General features: G+C 68.7%; 11 protein-coding genes, 1 pseudogene and 1 riboswitch. Of the genes and pseudogenes, 2 read left to right on the top strand and 10 right to left on the bottom strand.

Translation table 11 applies throughout. The features are described 5' to 3' along the window. Nucleotides 1-1,650, bottom strand: a pseudogene (locus ACTOWL_RS03275) (hypothetical protein); the annotation flags it as partial. After that, on the bottom strand, nucleotides 1,650-3,560 hold the full coding sequence (locus ACTOWL_RS03280) for an autotransporter assembly complex protein TamA (RefSeq protein WP_441319757.1): 1,911 nt from the start codon (nucleotides 3,558-3,560) through the stop codon (nucleotides 1,650-1,652). The gene ACTOWL_RS03280 and the pseudogene ACTOWL_RS03275, both read right to left, overlap by 1 nt. 266 nt (nucleotides 3,561-3,826) lie before the next feature. Between ACTOWL_RS03280 and typA the strand changes: the two genes are divergently transcribed. Next, on the top strand, nucleotides 3,827-5,647 hold the full coding sequence (typA, locus tag ACTOWL_RS03285; RefSeq protein WP_441319758.1) for a translational GTPase TypA: 1,821 nt from the start codon (nucleotides 3,827-3,829) through the stop codon (nucleotides 5,645-5,647). Between the two features lie 3 nt (nucleotides 5,648-5,650). Here the strand turns inward: typA and ACTOWL_RS03290 are convergent, their stop codons facing one another. The 8 genes from ACTOWL_RS03290 to ACTOWL_RS03325 form a co-directional block, all read right to left on the bottom strand. Then, the gene (locus ACTOWL_RS03290) at nucleotides 5,651-7,501 is read right to left on the bottom strand and encodes an AI-2E family transporter (protein WP_441319759.1); all 1,851 of its coding nucleotides are present in this window, start codon (nucleotides 7,499-7,501) and stop codon (nucleotides 5,651-5,653) included. A 123-nt stretch (nucleotides 7,502-7,624) separates the two neighbouring features. Further along, nucleotides 7,625-8,386, bottom strand: a complete 762-nt coding sequence (locus tag ACTOWL_RS03295; RefSeq protein WP_441319760.1) for a hypothetical protein — start codon at nucleotides 8,384-8,386, stop codon at nucleotides 7,625-7,627. Nucleotides 8,387-8,453: 67 nt separating this feature from the next. Beyond that, on the bottom strand, nucleotides 8,454-8,735 hold the full coding sequence (locus tag ACTOWL_RS03300; RefSeq protein WP_441319761.1) for a hypothetical protein: 282 nt from the start codon (nucleotides 8,733-8,735) through the stop codon (nucleotides 8,454-8,456). A 121-nt stretch (nucleotides 8,736-8,856) separates the two neighbouring features. Further along, nucleotides 8,857-9,729 carry a hypothetical protein gene (locus ACTOWL_RS03305; RefSeq protein ID WP_441319762.1) on the bottom strand — a complete coding sequence of 291 codons (873 nt, stop codon included), beginning with the start codon at nucleotides 9,727-9,729 and terminating at the stop codon, nucleotides 8,857-8,859. 244 nt (nucleotides 9,730-9,973) lie between these two features. Next, on the bottom strand, nucleotides 9,974-10,807 hold the full coding sequence (locus tag ACTOWL_RS03310; RefSeq protein ID WP_441319763.1) for a 23S rRNA (adenine(2030)-N(6))-methyltransferase RlmJ: 834 nt from the start codon (nucleotides 10,805-10,807) through the stop codon (nucleotides 9,974-9,976). Beyond that, complete coding sequence (locus ACTOWL_RS03315; RefSeq protein ID WP_441319764.1) at nucleotides 10,804-11,718, bottom strand: class I SAM-dependent DNA methyltransferase; 915 nt, start codon at nucleotides 11,716-11,718, stop codon at nucleotides 10,804-10,806. Before ACTOWL_RS03315 ends, ACTOWL_RS03310 begins: the two co-directional genes overlap by 4 nt. A 93-nt stretch (nucleotides 11,719-11,811) precedes the next feature. After that, nucleotides 11,812-12,318 (bottom strand): CHAP domain-containing protein, encoded by a 507-nt coding sequence (locus ACTOWL_RS03320; protein WP_441319765.1) that lies wholly within the window; start codon nucleotides 12,316-12,318, stop codon nucleotides 11,812-11,814. Nucleotides 12,319-12,453: 135 nt separating this feature from the next. Continuing rightward, nucleotides 12,454-13,773 (bottom strand): MFS transporter, encoded by a 1,320-nt coding sequence (locus tag ACTOWL_RS03325; protein WP_441319766.1) that lies wholly within the window; start codon nucleotides 13,771-13,773, stop codon nucleotides 12,454-12,456. 157 nt (nucleotides 13,774-13,930) lie between these two features. Next, nucleotides 13,931-14,046, top strand: a riboswitch (TPP riboswitch). 65 nt (nucleotides 14,047-14,111) lie between these two features. Between ACTOWL_RS03325 and thiC the strand changes: the two genes are divergently transcribed. Next, entirely contained in the window at nucleotides 14,112-15,917 is a 1,806-nt protein-coding gene (gene thiC / locus ACTOWL_RS03330; protein ID WP_441319767.1) for a phosphomethylpyrimidine synthase ThiC, read from the top strand. Nucleotides 15,918-16,025 lie beyond the last annotated feature (108 nt).

Genomic DNA, 16,025 nt, shown 5'->3' on the forward strand with positions numbered 1-16,025 from the left:
CCCCAGCACCGCGGCGGTGGGCGTCGCCTCGACCTTCGCCTCGCCGATGGTGCCGTCCCATTCCAGGGTGGCGGCGCCGTCGGCGGCCAGAGTGGGCTTCACCGTCAGGTCGAGGTTGCCGGCGATCGGCTGGCCGACCAGGCCGGAGAAGCGGCTGAGATCGGCGGCGCTCAGGTGCAGGGTGCCGGCGCCGGACGGCGCCATCCCGTCGCCTTGGCCGCTGGCGGTCAGCACCGCGCCGTCCAGCCGGGTCTCCAGCCGGTCGATCACCGCCTTGCCGGACTGGGTGGCGCTGCCGTCGAGGCTGAGCTGCAGGCTGCGCCCGGCCGCGGCCTCCATCTGCGGGTCGCCGAGCGCCAGGCCGGCGGCGGAGGCGGTGACGTGGAGGTTGATCGGGGCGTCGGGATCGGAGAACGGGCCCTGCGGCGTCGCCGTCAGGTCGACCGCCAGCGTGTCGGCGCCGTAGGGGGCCTGGCGCAGCCCGGCGCCGCGGATTGCGGCGGCCACGACCGGCGCGTCCAGGGCGCCCTTGGCGGTGCCGTCGACCGCCAGCGAGTCCCAGCCGGTGCCCGGCGGCAGCAGGGTGGCGAAGCCGGCGGCGGCGCCGGCCTGCAGCTTGTAGGCGAGATCGACCTGGTTGCCGGTCGGGTCCACGCTGCCGGTCACCGAGACGCTGCCGGCCGCGGCCGTGGCGTCGAGCTGGCGGATGGAGATCTGGCCGGCATCGGCGATCTCGGCCTCGGCCTGCAGCGTCGTCCGGCCCTGCAGCAGGGCGGCGATCCCCGCCGGGGCCAGCTTGGCCGCGTCGGCGTTGAGATCGACGGTCAGGCGCCGGCGACCCTCGCCGGGCTCGATCCGGACCTGGCCGTCGACCCCGCCGAGGTCGCCGACCTTGCCGGACAGGGTGGCGCGCCAGTCGGACAGCGTGCCGGTGCCGTCGAGCTTCAGGTCGACCGGCGGTTGCCCGGGGAACTGGGCCATGGTGGCGATCAGGCCGCCCGGCGGCTCCTGCACCGACACGGCGACGTCGAGCTGCTCAGTCGACGGGATGAAGGCCAGCCGGGCGGTGATGTCGCCGGCCGCGCCGTCCAGCCGCCGGACCGCGAGGTTGGCCGCCAGCCCCTGCGACGGGTCGCCCAGCTGGGCGTCGCCGGCCGCGCTCAGCGTCGCCGCCAGCCCGGCGACGGCCGGGCCGATCGCGATCCGCTCGACATTCAGCCGGTCGAGCCGGATGTCGACCGGCAGCCGCGGCAGCGAGAAGCCGGTGGAACTGGGCTCCGGCTCCGGCTCGGCACCGCCGGCGGGCAGGCGGTCGACCGTGACCGTGCCGGCCTCGACCGCGTCGACCCGCAGTGTGCGGCGCAGCAGCGCCGACGGGCTCCAGGCCAGCCGGGCCCAGTCGACCGTCACCATCGGGCCTTTCGGGTCTGACACCGCGACGTCGCGCACCGTCATGTCGAAGGGCACGAAGCCCTCGATCGCGCCGACCGAGACCTGCATCTCCGGCGAGCTCGCCAGGCTGCCGGCCTGGTCGGCGATCAGGCGCTTGCCGGGGCCGGTCTGCGCCGCCGCGAAGACGATCAGCAGCAGCGCGACCGGCAGGCCGATGACGACCGCCAGGACGATGAGGAGGATTCTGAGAGCGCGCATCAGAAGGCCTGCCCGATGCTGATGTAGAGCTGGAAGCTGTCGTCGCTCTCGCGCTTGTTCAGCGGGATGGCGATGTCGGCGCGGATCGGCCCGATGCCGGTGTAGTAGCGGGCGCCCAGCCCGGCGGCGTACTGGAGGTCGCTGCCGAAATCCGGGACGCTCTTCTCGTAGACGCCGCCGGCGTCGAAGAACGGCACGATGCCGATCGTGTCGGTGATCTTGTAGCGCAGCTCCAGGCTGCCGATGATCGAGCTGAGGCCCCCGGTCGGGTTGTCGTTCTTATCCAGCGGGCCGATGCTCTGGTACTTGTAGCCGCGCACGCTGCCGCCGCCGCCGGCATAGAGCCGCTTGTCGGGCGGCACGTCGGCGATGTCCGGCCCGGCGATGCTGCTGATGCCCAGCTGCCCGGCCAGGACGATGTCGCCATCGCCGCCCGACAGGTCGAGATAGGCCGACCCCAGCGCCTTGGCCACGATCATGTCGACCGAGGAGCCGAGGAAGGTCGGGTAGGGGGTCAGCGACAGCTGCGCCCGGTAGCCGTTGGTCGGGTTCAGCAGGCTGTCGGTGGTGTCGATCTTGGCGCCGAGCGGAATGCCGACGAAGGTGTAGTCCCACTCGCCCTCGTCGTTCTCGACATGGCCGGTCTCGAAGCTGAGCCCGGCCAGCAGGTCGATCTGCTTGGTGTATTTGTAGGTGGCGATGCCCTGCACCAGGCCGCGGGTGCTGGTGTAGGCGTCCAGCACCTCGCGCACCGCCTCGGCCTTGGCGTCGAGCGTGGTGTTGCGGTCGAAGAAGCCCGGCACCTTCAGCGAGACGCCGAACTTGAAGTTCGGCTCGGTGGCGTCGTTGTAGCCGAGGCCGCTGACCTCGCCGTCGATCCGCAGCTGCTCGGCCCCGCCCCACAGGTTGCGGTGGCCCCAATAGGCATTCACCCCGGCGCCGTAATTGGTCTCGTAATTGGCGCCGAAGCCGATGAAGCGCAGCGGCCGCTCCTGCACCGCGATGGTCACCGGGACATTGCCCTGCGCGTCCACCTGGTCCGCGGTGGTGACGCGGACGCTGCTGAACACGCCCAGATCGGTCAGATCCTTGCGCAGGTCCTGGACCTGCTGCGGCGAGTAGACCTGGCCGGTGACGAAGGGCACGCGGCTCTGGATGAAGCTCTCCCGGACCGTCTCCTCGCCTTCCACGGTCACCGGGCCGAAGCCGGCCTTGGGCCCGGGGTCCAGCACCTCGGTCAGGTCCATGGTCTGGTCGGCATGGTCGACCACCGCATCGCGCGACGGCACCTTGGCCAGCGGATAGCCCTGGTCGTTCATCTGCGCCACCATCGCGCCCTCGGCGCTGAGGATGGTGCCCGACAGCGCCGGCTTGCCGGGATCGAGGCCGAGTGGCGTGCGGTCGATCACCAGCGGCAGCTGGTCCGACCCCTGGGTGTCGGTCAGCCGCACGGTCCCGAACTTATAAGATGGACCGAGATCGATCTTGATCGAGACCTTGACCGGATCCTTGCCCTGCCGCGCCGTCAGCCGGTCGATCAGCCCGGGATCGTCCATCGGCAGGCCGTCGATGGTGATGTGGACCTCGCCGCCGTAATAGGACAGGGCACCCAGCGCGCCGTACAGCCGGTCGCGGTCGGCCAGCGCCCGGCGGACCAGCCCGACCGGGCCGGAGGGCGGGCTGGACTGCAGCTTCAGCAGGTTCGAGGCGCCGGTCAGCGCCGCGGTCGCGTTCTCGTCCGGGATCGGCTCCAGCGTCGCCGCATAGGGCAGCTCGTCGGGCAGCGGCGCCGCCTCGGTCGCCGCGTCGCCATCGGTGGCCGGCGCCTCGTCCTGGGCCAGCAGGACGGCCGAGGGAACCAATGCGGCGAGGAGGCCGAGCCACCCGAGTCTGCCCAGTCTTGCCCGCAATCCCAAGCTCCCCACTTCGCCGCGCGCCCGTATTGCTGCCGCCGTTCGCGCTTCGGTTGATGCCATGATGGGAACACATACTGGTAGGCTTTCGTTGCCTTAAATTCGCTCTCGACTTTTCGACGATTTGCCGGCCTCGGCTTGCGTTTGGCGCCGATCTGCCTATATTGCGCTGCAACGGCGGCTGGGGCGTTGCGAAGGCGACCCCGTCCGCCGTCCTTTGTTTTGCCCGCACGCTTCCCGCCCTCCCGCCCCCTGGACGGACCATGGATATCCGGAACATCGCCATCATCGCCCATGTCGATCATGGCAAGACCACCCTGATCGACGTGCTGCTGCGCCAGTCGGGGGCCTTCCGCGACAACCAGGTGGTGGCGGAGCGGATCATGGACTCGAACGACCTCGAGCGCGAGCGCGGCATCACCATCCTGGCGAAATGCACGTCGCTGGTGTGGAAGGACGTCCGCATCAACATCGTCGACACGCCGGGCCACGCCGATTTCGGCGGCGAGGTCGAGCGCATCCTGAACATGGTCGACGGCGTGGTGGTGCTGGTCGACGCGGCCGAAGGGCCGCTGCCGCAGACCAAGTTCGTCACCGGCAAGGCGCTGAAGCTGGGGCTGCGGCCGATCGTGCTGGTCAACAAATGCGACCGGCCGGATGCCCGCCCGCACCAGGTGCATGACGAGGTGTTCGACCTGTTCGCGGCGCTCGACGCCAATGACGACCAGCTCGACTTCCCGACCCTGTTCTCCTCGGCCAAGCAGGGCTGGGCGGCGGAGAGCCTGGAGGCGGAGCGGACCGACATGGCGCCGCTGTTCGACCTGGTGCTGCGCCACGTGCCGGCGCCGAAGATCGAGGAAGACCAGTCCTTCCGCATGCTGGCCACCACGGTTGAGGCCAACCCCTATCTCGGCCGGGTGCTGACCGGCCGCATCCGCTCCGGCACGGTCAAGCCGAACATGACGGTCAAGGCGCTGTCGCGCGACGGCCAGACGATCGAGACCGGCCGGATCAGCCGGGTGCTGGCCTTCCGCGGCATCGAGCGCCAGCCGATCGAGTCCGGCGAGGCCGGCGACATCGTCGCCATCGCCGGGCTGGAGACCGCGACCGTCGCCGACACCATCTGCGACCTGAACGTGACCGAGGCCTTCGCGGCCCAGCCGATCGACCCGCCGACCATCGCCATGACCTTCTCGGTCAATGACAGCCCGCTGGCCGGCACCGAGGGCGACAAGGTCACCAGCCGCGTCATCCGCGCCCGCCTGCTGCGCGAGGCCGAGGGCAATGTCGCGCTGAAGATCACCGAGACCGCCGAGAAGGACGCCTTCGAGGTGGCCGGCCGCGGCGAGCTGCAGCTCGGCATCCTGATCGAGACGATGCGCCGCGAGGGCTTCGAGCTGTCGATCAGCCGGCCGCGCGTGGTCTACCAGACCGACGAGTCGGGCAACCAGCTGGAGCCGATCGAGGAAGTGACGATCGACGTCGACGAGGAGCATTCCGGCGTCGTCGTGCAGAAGCTGTCCGAGCGCAAGGGCGAGCTCCTGGAGATGCGGCCCTCGGGCGGCGACAAGCAGCGCCTGGTGATGCTGGTGCCGACCCGCGGCCTGATCGGCTACCAGGGCGAGTTCATGACCGACACCCGCGGCACCGGCGTGCTGAACCGGATCTTCCACGACTACGCCCCGCACAAGGGCGCCATCGCCTCGCGCCACACCGGCGTCCTGATCTCCAACGCCCAGGGCGAGGCCGTGGCCTATGCGCTGTGGAACCTGGAGGATCGCGGCCCGATGCTGATCGAGCCGCAGGTCCGGGTCTACCAGGGCATGATCATCGGCGAGCACACCCGCGGCAACGACCTCGAGGTCAATGTGCTGAAGGGCAAGCAGCTGACCAACATCCGCACCACCAGCAAGGACGAGGCGGTGCGCCTGACCCCGCCGATCCAGATGACGCTGGAGCGGGCGCTGACCTACATCAACGACGACGAGCTGGTCGAGGTCACGCCGAAGACTATCCGCCTGCGCAAGCAGTTGCTGGACCCGAACGAGCGCAAGAGGATCGAGCGCCAGAAGAAAGAAGCCTGAGGCTCAGGCCGCGGCGATGCCGGACGGCTCCGGCATCGCCTCGCTCTCGCCGCCGTCGCCGTCCCCGAGCGGTTTCGGAATCCATTGCATCACCGCCGCGACGATGGTGCCGAAGCCGCGGGTGACGACCGTGTGCGCGTCGAGCCCGTCCGGTATCTCCCCGGACAGGTCCCGCGGCCCCAGCAGGCCGACCATCAGCATGGCGTCCGGCCCGATGCGCCGGCGCAGCCGCCGGATCAGCCGGCCCAGCTGGTGCTCGGCCACGGCGCCGGCATGGGCCACCATCACCACCGGACCGTCGACCGCCTCGGGCACGGCCCCGCCGCGGTCGCTGTAGCGGCAGGCGATGCCCTTCTCGGCCAGCAGCTGGCCGGTCATCAGCGCGGCGGCCTGGTCCAGCTCGTCCCGCGCGCCGAGGCACAGCACGGCGGGCGGCGTGTCCTGCCCGTCCTCGTCGAGATCCGCGACCGCCGCCAGGATGCCGCCCCAGACCGCGGCGCGCTGGAGGCCGTCCAGCGCTCCCCGCTGCCGGTCGGCCTGGGCCATGTGGATGGCCGGCAGGATCATGCTCTCGAACAGCGCCTGCCGGGACTGGCTCAGCAGCCCGCGCTCGGCCAGCTCCGACGCCTCCAGCGGATCGCCGGCCAGGATGCGCTGGTAGAAATGCGCCTCCGGCGTCAGCGCCGGCGTGCTGCCCAGGAGCACGTCGAGGAAGCCGAACTGCGGCACGTGCCGGCCCAGCACGGCCAGGCAGACCGTCAGCGGCACCGCCAGCAGCAGCCCGGGAATGCCCCACAGGGTCAGCCAGAAGATGGTGGCGAACAGAATGGCGAAGGGCGACAGGCCGGTGCTGCCGCCATACAGCAGCGGCTCCCCGACATTGACGGTGATCAGGTCCAGCACCACGAACAGCGCGATCGTCGCCAGCGGCATCAGCCAGCCGGGATCGACGGCGAAGGCCAGGATGGTCGGCAGCAGCGCGGCGGCGATGGTCCCGACCAGCGGGATGAAGCGCAGCACCGCCGCGAGCAGGCCCCACAGTACGGGGTTGGGCACGCCGATGACCCAGAGGCCGATGCCGAAGGCCGCGCCGTAGCCGAAGTTCAGCACCGCCTGCGCCAGCAGGAATCGGCTCAGCCGCTGCGCCGCGTCGTCCATGGCCGCGGTGGCGCGGGTCAGGTCCTTGGACCCGAGCAGCCAGATCAGCCGGTTCCGCAGATCCTCCCGCTCCAGCAGCATGAACACCGAGAAGATCAGGACGACGCCGATGATGGCGAAGGGCTCGATCAGCGGCGCGCCGACCTCCCAGGCCAGCTGCAGCGGCGTCAGCGCCGGCGGCACCAGCTGCACCGGGACCGGCTTGCCCTGCGCGCCCTCCGCGGCCATCGGGGCCAAGCCCATCGGGCCGGCCGCGACCCGCTCGGTCGCCTCCTCCGACAGGCGGGCCACCATGGCCATCAGCCGGTCGATCAGCCCGCCGCCCGGCGCGACCTCCTTGATCGACTGGATCTTCGCCTCGAGGTTGCTCTGGTATCGCGGCAGGTTGCCGGCCAGGTCGATCGCCTGGCCGGCGACCAGCACGATGAACACCACCGCCGCGATCGACAGGGCGACGATCACGACCAGCACCGCCGGGGTCCGCGGCAGCCCCAGCTTGCGCAGCTGCAGCACCACCGGGGCCATGGCGAAGCTGATCAGCAGCGCCAGCGAGAACGGGATCAGCACGTCGCGGCCGAAATACAGCGCCGCGCTCGCCGCCAGGATCACCAGGATGCCGTTGGTCGAGGACAACGCGCCGATCTTGTCGGTCAGCGGGGTCAGGCTGCGGGGGGATCGGCCGGGTTCGGACAGCATCTGGGCACGGGCGGAAGCCTGGGGCGGAGAGGGAACGCGGCAGCCGAACCGGCAGTTCCCGTCGGCATGCCGGCTCGCCTTGTCTTCTCGTCCGAGGCGTTTCGGCCGGTCGTGCCCCCGCTGCTACGCCGAGAGGCCGCTGCCGGTCGCTTTCGGCGGCTGTTGGGCCGGCGCGGCCGGTATTCCCTTTTCCGCCGAGACGATCGTGTTGCGGATCGCCTGCGTGACCATCTGCTGGAGGACCGCCCAATCCTCGGGTAGCCTGCCTGCGGTCAGATTTGTCACCGTCACCTTGACGGCCCTCCCCGCCACCATGGTCTGGCCCGAGACGGTCCGGGTGGCTCCCTTGAGGCCTCGTGGCGCCATTGGGCCCAGACTGTCCTGGCTGATGGTCAGGCCGAAGTAGACGGCAATGTCGTCGGAGCCGAGATAGCGTATGTCGCTGGCCGTCCCCCCTTGGGGTGATTTTGCCAGCGCCTCGCGGAACTGTGGCAGAAGGCGCCGGTTGAGAAGGTCGATCAGCTTCGGGTTCGACAAGAACGTCACATACATCTCCCGGTCCATGACCTGCCGGCCCGACCGAGGCGGCGAGGGATCGACGCTGAAGACCACGCGGCTAATGCTCCAGCTTCCATCGGACGGCTGAGGCTCCTTTTCGCCGCAAGGCCGGAACACCGCCAGAATCTGTGTCCCTTGCGCTTCAGCCATCCTGGATCGGCGGAGCTCGGCTCCGAGCCTGTCGGACTCGTCCGACAGGCAATAGCCCGCAGGCGCGACCGCCTGGAAGGGCGGCATGCCTGACTGCGATGTGGAAGGCAGCGACGCCTGGCCGGTGCAGGCCGAGAGCGCCGTCAGAACGACGGCCAGTCCGAACAATCGCATCATGAAATCCCCCTCCGTACCCGGGAAGCCTAGCGCGACGGCGCCCTGGCGGCGATGGGATTCCGGTTCGTCAGCACGGCAAGAAGTTCGACCAGCGGCCGTCGGCTCCGCAGGTGGTGCACTGGTACTGCTGGCAGGCCCCGCCGCCCGGCGGATAGGACGCGCAGAGCCGCGCGACGTGCCCGGGCGGATAGGACCGCTCCGCCCGCATGCAGGAGCCGGCCGCGAGCCGATAGCTCTGGGCGGGCTGGCTGCTGTTCTGGGTGGTTGTGCGGTCCGTCGGACGGTCAACGGCCTGGGATGCCTGCGGCACGATAGTGGCCAGGGCCAGGACGAGGAATCGGAGGCGCATCTGAATCTCCACAATGCAGATGAAAATAGATGAACGAATGAGGCGACGCTCTGAAGGCCGGCCAATTATGCCGGCCCAATGGATGACTGTCGTGACATGCGGTCGAGTCAACTCGTGAGCGTCAGCCCGACAGCGGCTCCAGCATCTCGACAGCGGACACGACCTTGCTTACACCGTTTCGGGGGATAAGAATGACCTTAGCGCACTCGGATATCGCTTCATTCTGCCTGCCGCCGGCCTGATTGGCTATTTTACTGCATGCTTCACCGGTTAGTTTGAAAATCAGATCGAAATCCTGATCCAAGGGATCCAAATCCGTCCTTTCCGGGGTGTTTCGTCCGCTGAGATGTTCGCCAATGTAGGCGCTCGCTTGCTCCACGGTCGCAAACTTCGCGTCGGAGTCTTTCCTCGCCCTAGCGACCACTCGCGCAAGTCCTTCCAATACAGAGCGTTCAGTTGCCGCCATCTGATGTGCCGCAAGCAACGTTGTGCCCGTTGCCTTTGCCAAGTTAATGGCAAATGATATGTATGATTGACTGATTATGTCGTCTTTGAGATCACCGAATTGGTCTCTTGGAAGAGCTGCGAGTGCTTGTCTGTATAATCTGTTCTCCAGATCTGGGATGCGACCTTCGAATTGTTGTGGATATTCTTTGCAAATAGTATTCATTGAATAGCAATCGTGGTATTCAAAAATTAGTCCTCGCATATCGTTTATCTGGGCAGAGGTGCCGGCTATAGCCCTGGTAAGTTCGTATGAGTCATCCACAGATGCTACTGTTTTTGATCCAGCCGCTGCGATCAATGCCATCGCTATTGAGGCTCTGTATAGTTGAACACTTTTATCTTTAGCCGGAAATATATTATCAGCAGTTTTCCCAACGATGCCGCCGCTGCTTCGAAGTTCTGCGTCCTGAATTTTTTTAAAACTACCGCATCCGGCAACAATTGTGGCGCATATCATGATAAGTATGCTGTTGAGATGGGTCCTCATCTTTTTGATTCCCTAATAAAATATTTCGATTCTTTCATTGCACCTGTTTGAGAGTCAGTGATATTGAATTAAGAAAGGACTAAATTTGTATACGCAAACATTATCCTATAAGTTGAAATAAAACCACAGCTCAATCGCTTTTGTCAATGAGGACGCGAAATGGAAGGCGCTGAGTAGCGATCCACCATTTCGGCGGTCAGGTTTGAAAACGCAGCGCTCTTGAGAGGCCGGGCTGCTGGGCCATTTATCGCAGCGGCTCCAGCCGCCAGGTGCCGCCCTGGCGGGCCAGCTTCGGCTGCAGCCAGGCCAGGGCCTCGCGCAGCGCCTCCTCCACCCCCCAGGGCAGGTTGACCAGGACCAGGCCGGAGCCGTTGAGGCGGGCCGGGAACAGCGTGTCGAACACGGTCAGCTCTGCCGCCCGGGCGTGGGGCAATGGCGGCAGCGCCGCCAGCATGGCGTCGACCGGCGGCCGGTCCTTGATCGGGTACCAGGCGGCGATCACGCCCTCGGGCCAGCGGCGATGCGCGGTGGCGATGCCGCGGGCCAGCCGCGCCAGCTCGTCCGGCTGCTCGAAGGATGGGTCGAGCAGCAGCAGGCCGCGCCGCGGCTGCGGCGGCAGCAGGCCGCGCAGCGCCTCCCAGGAATCGCGGTGATGGATCGCGACCTGGCCGTCGCCGGCGAATTCGGCGCGCAGCTTCGCATTGTCCTCCGGGTGCAGCTCGACCAGGGTCAGCCGGTCCTCCGGCCGCATCAGCGCCCGGATCAGCCGCGGCGACCCCGGATAGATCTCGAGCCGGCCGGACGGGTTGAAGCCGCGCACCAGCTCGAGATAGCGCGCCACCGCGGCCGGGGCCGGGGGCTCGGCCCCGGTCTCGCGCTCGATCCGGGCGATGCCGTCGACATATTCGCCGGTCTTGGCGGCCTCGGCGGCCAGGGCGTAGCGGCCGATCCCGGCGTGCAGGTCGAGGGCGGAGAACGGCTTGTCCTTGCCGCGCAGCGCCTCGACCAGCGCCACCAGCACCACATGCTTGAGGACGTCGGCCTGGTTGCCGGCGTGGAAGGCGTGGCGGTAGTTCATGCCGCCCGCAGCACCGCCACCCAGCCGGGCAGCGGCGTCCCGTTCTCGGTGCGGGCCCAGGCGGCCTCGACCTCGGTCACGGCGAAGCCGGTGGCCGCGGCGACCGCCGCCAGATAGCCGGGCGAATGCAGGTAGCGGTGGCGGCCGCCCAGGCGCCAGCCCTCACCGTCATGCGACTCCGCGGTCAGGGCGAACCACCCGCCCGGCCGCAGCACCGGCCGCACGGCGGCGAAGAGCGGCGCGAGGTCGCCGATATAGACCGCGACATCCGCGGCCAGGATCAGGTCGTAGCGTTCCGGCCAGCCCGCCAGGGCGGCCACGATCTCGCCCGGCTCCAGCCGGTCGTACAGCTTCCGCGCCATCGCCTGCAGGATCATGCCGAGCGACAGGTCGATCCCGTCCAGCCGGCGGCGTCGGTCGGCGAAGGCGGCGCCGGCCAGCCCGGTGCCGCAGCCGAGATCGAGGATGTCGAGGTGGCCGTCCACCGACAGGGTGGCGGGAGCCACCCGGTCGACGGCGCGGCGCAGCAGCGCCGGCCCGCGATAGTGCAGGGCGTCGACCAGCGACGCCTCGAAGCGCGGCGCGTACTGGTCGAACAGGGTGCGGACATGCGCCTCGGGCAGCTGCGCCGGCGCCGGGGCGGCGCCGATCAGCGCCAGCCGCACCGCGGCGCCCATCCGGTCCTCCGGATCCAGCTCCAGTGTGGCGCGATAGGCCGCGGCAGCGTCGCCGCCAGCCGCCTCCAGCGCCTGGCCCAGGGCATAGTGGATCTCGACGTCGCCGGGGGCGATCTCGATGGCGGCGCGGATGGCGTCGGCGGCCTCGGCCGGCTGGCCGTCGGCGAGCAGGGCAAGGCCGATCTCCAGGCGCCGGCGCGCCCGTGGATCCGGAGTGGGGAGGGGCAGGGTCATGGCGAAGCGTCCGAAGCGCCACGGCCGTGCCGCAGTCGCGCGCGGGCTTATAGCCGAAGCGCTGCCCCAGCGTCGAGAGGGAGGCGGAGAGCCTCAGGCGCCGGTGGGGTAGACGAAGCCATCCGCCTCGTAGACGCCGCCATAGGCGCCGGTGTCGGGGTTCCAGAACCGCACCGCGGTCCAGTCGTTGCCGCTGGAGACGTCGATCACCGACTGCTCGCGGTAGATCCGGCGCCGGGTCGCGCCGTCATTGCCCCAGTTGGTGTGCGACACGGTGATCTCGCGCGAATTGCGCACCGACACGACCACCGAGATGTGGCCGGCGCTCAGCCGGTCCGACCGGCCCAGCACCAGCACGGCGCCGGAGCGCGGCGCGCCGCCCTTGCCGTAGACGCCGTCGGCCTGGTCCCACCAGGTCCAGGCGTCGCCCTTGATCTGGATGCCGGAGACGGCGCGGGCGTAGGGGACGCATTCCTCCGGCGCATTGGCGGTGACGTAGCGGGCGACGCCGCTGCCGGTCGGGTTGCGGACGATCTCGCGCCCGCCACCGCAGGCGGCCAGGGCCAGCGCGATCGACAGCACACAGGCACGGCGCAGCATCGTTCTCAACCGATGACTCAGAAATCCACCCCAATGCGTTGGAATGTAGATTTTTTTAGGATTCTGGTCAAGATCGAGACGAGACGGCGGAACCGGCGGTCGACGGTTCCAGGCCGACGGGCCGGTGAGGAGCGCTCAGTGCGCCGCGGCGGGCAGGTCGGTGCCGCCGAAGGCGGCGGCGTCCGAGGCCGGGATCGGGTCGCGGACGATGATGACGTAGCCGACCGCGGCCACCAGCGCGACCGCGGCGCCGACCAGCAGGGCGAAGGTGAAGGACCCGGTGCCTTGCAGGATGAAGCCGGTCACCATCGGTGCCAGCGCGCCGCCGACATAGCCGCCGAAATTCTGCATGGCGCCGAGCGAGGCAGTGGTGTTGGCGGGCGCCGCCACCGGCGCCATCGCCCAGGCCGAGGTCGAGGCGATGTAGAGCAGGAACAGCGAGATCGAGATGGCGCCGACCGCGATGGTGATGCTCGGGGTCAGGGCCGCCAGGGTGGTGAAGCCGGCGGTCGCCACCATGGCCCCGGCCATCGGGTATTTCCGGCTGTTCATCGGCGACAGGCCGCGCGTCACCAGCCAGTCGTTCAGTCGCCCGCCCAGGATGCTGCCGACCACGCCGCACAGGAAGGGGATGGCGGCGACGATGCCGGTGCTGGCGATGCTGAGGTGGCGGTCCTGCTCCAGATAGACCGGCAGCCAGGAGTTGTAGATCCAGGTGACGTAGATCACGCCGAAGAAGCCGAAGATCATGCCCCAGGTGGTGCGGAAGCCGAACAGCCGCTTCCACTCGGTCCAGGTGACGCCGCCGCCCGTGGTGGCTGGGTCGCCCTCGGTCAGGTAGCGCTGCTCCTCCTCGGTCAGCCGGACCTCGGCCGGGTTGCGGTGCAGGGCGTAGAAGGCGATGGCGACGAGCAGGCCGAGGATGCCCATGATCGCGAACATCCAGCGCCAGCCGAAGCTGAGCATCAGGAAGGTCAGGACCGGGGCGGAGATCGCGGTGCCGAGGGTGGAGGAGCAGTTCCAGATGCCGGTCGCGGTGCCGCGCAACCGGACGTTGAACCAGTCGCGGACGATGCGGGCGCTGGTCGGAAATTGCGGCGCCTCGCCCAGCCCCAGCACCATGCGGATGGCGAAGAACTGGGTGAAGTTCCGGACCAGGCCGCCGGTTGCCTGGGCCAGCGACCACAGGCCGAGGCTGAGCGACAGCATCAGCCGCGGCCCCAGCCGGTCGACCAGTGCGCCGGCCGGAAGCTGGGCGAAGGCGTAGGCCCAGAGGAAGGCGGAGAGCAGCAGCCCCATCTCCGACGGCGAGAAGCCGAGATCCTGACTGATCAGCGGGTTGGCCACGGCCAGGGTGGCGCGGTCGATGTAGTTGACCACGCCGCTGAGCACCAGCAGCGCCAGCGCGGTGACCTGGATGGTCCGGATGCGGGCCGATCTCGGGAGAGCCGCCATCGTTTCCTCCGCTTCGTCTTTCCGACTGTTGGGCGGAACCTTGGAACCGGTCCCGGGCAATTGCCAGACAAAACGATCGGACTGCCATCCTGTCGCAGGATCGCCGGCTTGGTGCACTCCCTCGCTTGACATCCCGTCCCGGGGCGCGCTCTGATCGGGGCGTTCCGAGGGGAGCTCCGGTAAGGAGCTGAGACACCACACCATCTGCGACGTGGGAACCCTTCGAACCTGATCCGGGTCGTGCCGGCGTAGGGAATGGAACCACATGCGCGCTCAGCCGTTTTTTCCGCTTTCCGTCTTTGGCACGCCCTCAATCCGTCCGATCGAGGAGGCCGTGGATGCCCAAGGACGTCATCCCCACAACCGTCACCACCGGCCCGCTGCCGGCGTCGCGCAAGGTCCATGTGCCGGGCGAGCGCAACCCCGACCTGCGCGTCGCCATGCGCGAGATCGTGCTGTCGCCCGAATCCGGCGAGCCGCCGCTCCGGGTCTATGACGCCTCCGGCCCCTACACCGACCCGGCGGCGCTGATCGACATCGGCGCCGGGCTGCCGGCACTGCGGGCCGGCTGGATCGCCGCCCGCGGCGATGTCGAGGCCTATGACGGCCGCACCGTGCGGCCGGAGGATGACGGTCGCCGCCCCGGCGAGGCCGCCAACCTGTTCGAGTTCCCGCGCGGCGAGCGGCGGGCGCTGCGGGCCCGCGGCGGCACCGCGGTGACGCAGATGGCCTATGCCCGGGCCGGCATCGTCACGCCGGAGATGGAGTATGTCGCGATCCGCGAGAATCTCGGCCGCGAGCGGGCGCAAGAGCAGGCGGCGCGCGACGGTGAGAGCTTCGGTGCCGAGATTCCGGACTACGTGACGCCGGAATTCGTGCGCGACGAGGTGGCGCGGGGCCGGGCGATCATTCCCTCCAACATCAACCACCCGGAATCCGAGCCGATGGCGATCGGCCGCAACTTCCTGGTCAAGATCAACGCCAATATCGGCAACTCGGCCGTCACCTCCTCGATCGCGGAGGAGGTGGAGAAGATGGTGTGGGCGATCCGCTGGGGCGGCGACACGGTCATGGACCTGTCGACCGGCCGCAACATCCACACCACCCGCGAATGGATCCTGCGCAATTCGCCGGTGCCGATCGGCACGGTGCCGATCTACCAGGCGCTGGAGAAGGTCGGCGGCGTGGCCGAGGACCTGACTTGGGAGATCTTCCGCGACACGCTGATCGAGCAGGCCGAGCAGGGGGTCGACTACTTCACCATCCATGCCGGGGTGCGGCTGCCCTACATCCATCTCACGGCGAAGCGGGTGACCGGCATCGTCAGCCGGGGCGGCTCGATCATGGCGAAATGGTGCCTGGCGCATCACCGCGAGAGCTTCCTCTACACCCATTTCCGCGAGATCTGCGCCATCATGCGGGCCTATGACGTCGCCTTCTCGCTGGGCGACGGGCTGCGGCCGGGATCGATCGCCGACGCCAACGACGCGGCCCAGTTCGCCGAGCTGGAGACGCTGGGCGAGCTGACCAAGATCGCCTGGGAGCACGACGTCCAGGTCATGATCGAAGGCCCCGGCCATGTGCCGATGCACAAGATCAAGGCCAATATGGACAAGCAGCTGGCGGTCTGCGGCGAGGCGCCGTTCTACACGCTCGGGCCCCTCACCACCGACATCGCGCCGGGCTACGACCACATCACCTCCGGCATCGGCGCGGCGATGATCGGCTGGTTCGGCACCGCCATGCTCTGCTACGTCACGCCGAAGGAGCATCTCGGGCTGCCGGACCGCGACGACGTCAAGACCGGCGTCGTCACCTACAAGATCGCGGCCCATGCCGCCGACCTGGCCAAGGGCCATCCGGCGGCGCAGCGACGCGACGACGCCCTGTCCCGCGCCCGCTTCGAGTTCCGCTGGCGCGACCAGTTCCACCTGTCGCTCGACCCCGACACGGCGCTCGCCTACCACGATGAGACGCTGCCGGCGGAAGGCGCCAAGACCGCGCATTTCTGCTCGATGTGCGGCCCGAAATTCTGCTCGATGAAGATCACGCAGGAGATCCGGGCCGCGGCCGAGGCCGGGATGGAGGAGATGTCGGCTCGGTTCCGCGAAGGCGGGGGAGAGATCTACCGCGCGGCCGAGTGACCGCCGGCCGGTCCCGCGGCCGAGATGAAAATCATTCTTGGTGCGCAGGGAGACGACCGGTATAGGACTCGTGGCGGAATTTGACCGCTGGCGGCCCGGGGCGGGCTT

Origin of the sequence: Inquilinus sp. CA228, from assembly GCF_052078665.1 — a bacterium.
In the GTDB taxonomy this organism is placed as follows: Bacteria; Pseudomonadota; Alphaproteobacteria; order DSM-16000; family Inquilinaceae; genus Inquilinus.

Coding starts and splice junctions, on each gene's coding strand:
- ACTOWL_RS03310 (WP_441319763.1), bottom strand. CDS start 10,807: ATGAACTACCGCCACGCCTTCCACGCCGGCAACCAGGCCGACGTCCTC.
- thiC (WP_441319767.1), top strand. CDS start 14,112: ATGCCCAAGGACGTCATCCCCACAACCGTCACCACCGGCCCGCTGCCG.
- ACTOWL_RS03325 (WP_441319766.1), bottom strand. CDS start 13,773: ATGGCGGCTCTCCCGAGATCGGCCCGCATCCGGACCATCCAGGTCACC.
- typA (WP_441319758.1), top strand. CDS start 3,827: ATGGATATCCGGAACATCGCCATCATCGCCCATGTCGATCATGGCAAG.
- ACTOWL_RS03295 (WP_441319760.1), bottom strand. CDS start 8,386: ATGATGCGATTGTTCGGACTGGCCGTCGTTCTGACGGCGCTCTCGGCC.
- ACTOWL_RS03305 (WP_441319762.1), bottom strand. CDS start 9,729: ATGAGGACCCATCTCAACAGCATACTTATCATGATATGCGCCACAATT.
- ACTOWL_RS03300 (WP_441319761.1), bottom strand. CDS start 8,735: ATGCGCCTCCGATTCCTCGTCCTGGCCCTGGCCACTATCGTGCCGCAG.
- ACTOWL_RS03315 (WP_441319764.1), bottom strand. CDS start 11,718: ATGACCCTGCCCCTCCCCACTCCGGATCCACGGGCGCGCCGGCGCCTG.
- ACTOWL_RS03320 (WP_441319765.1), bottom strand. CDS start 12,318: ATGCTGCGCCGTGCCTGTGTGCTGTCGATCGCGCTGGCCCTGGCCGCC.
- ACTOWL_RS03290 (WP_441319759.1), bottom strand. CDS start 7,501: ATGCTGTCCGAACCCGGCCGATCCCCCCGCAGCCTGACCCCGCTGACC.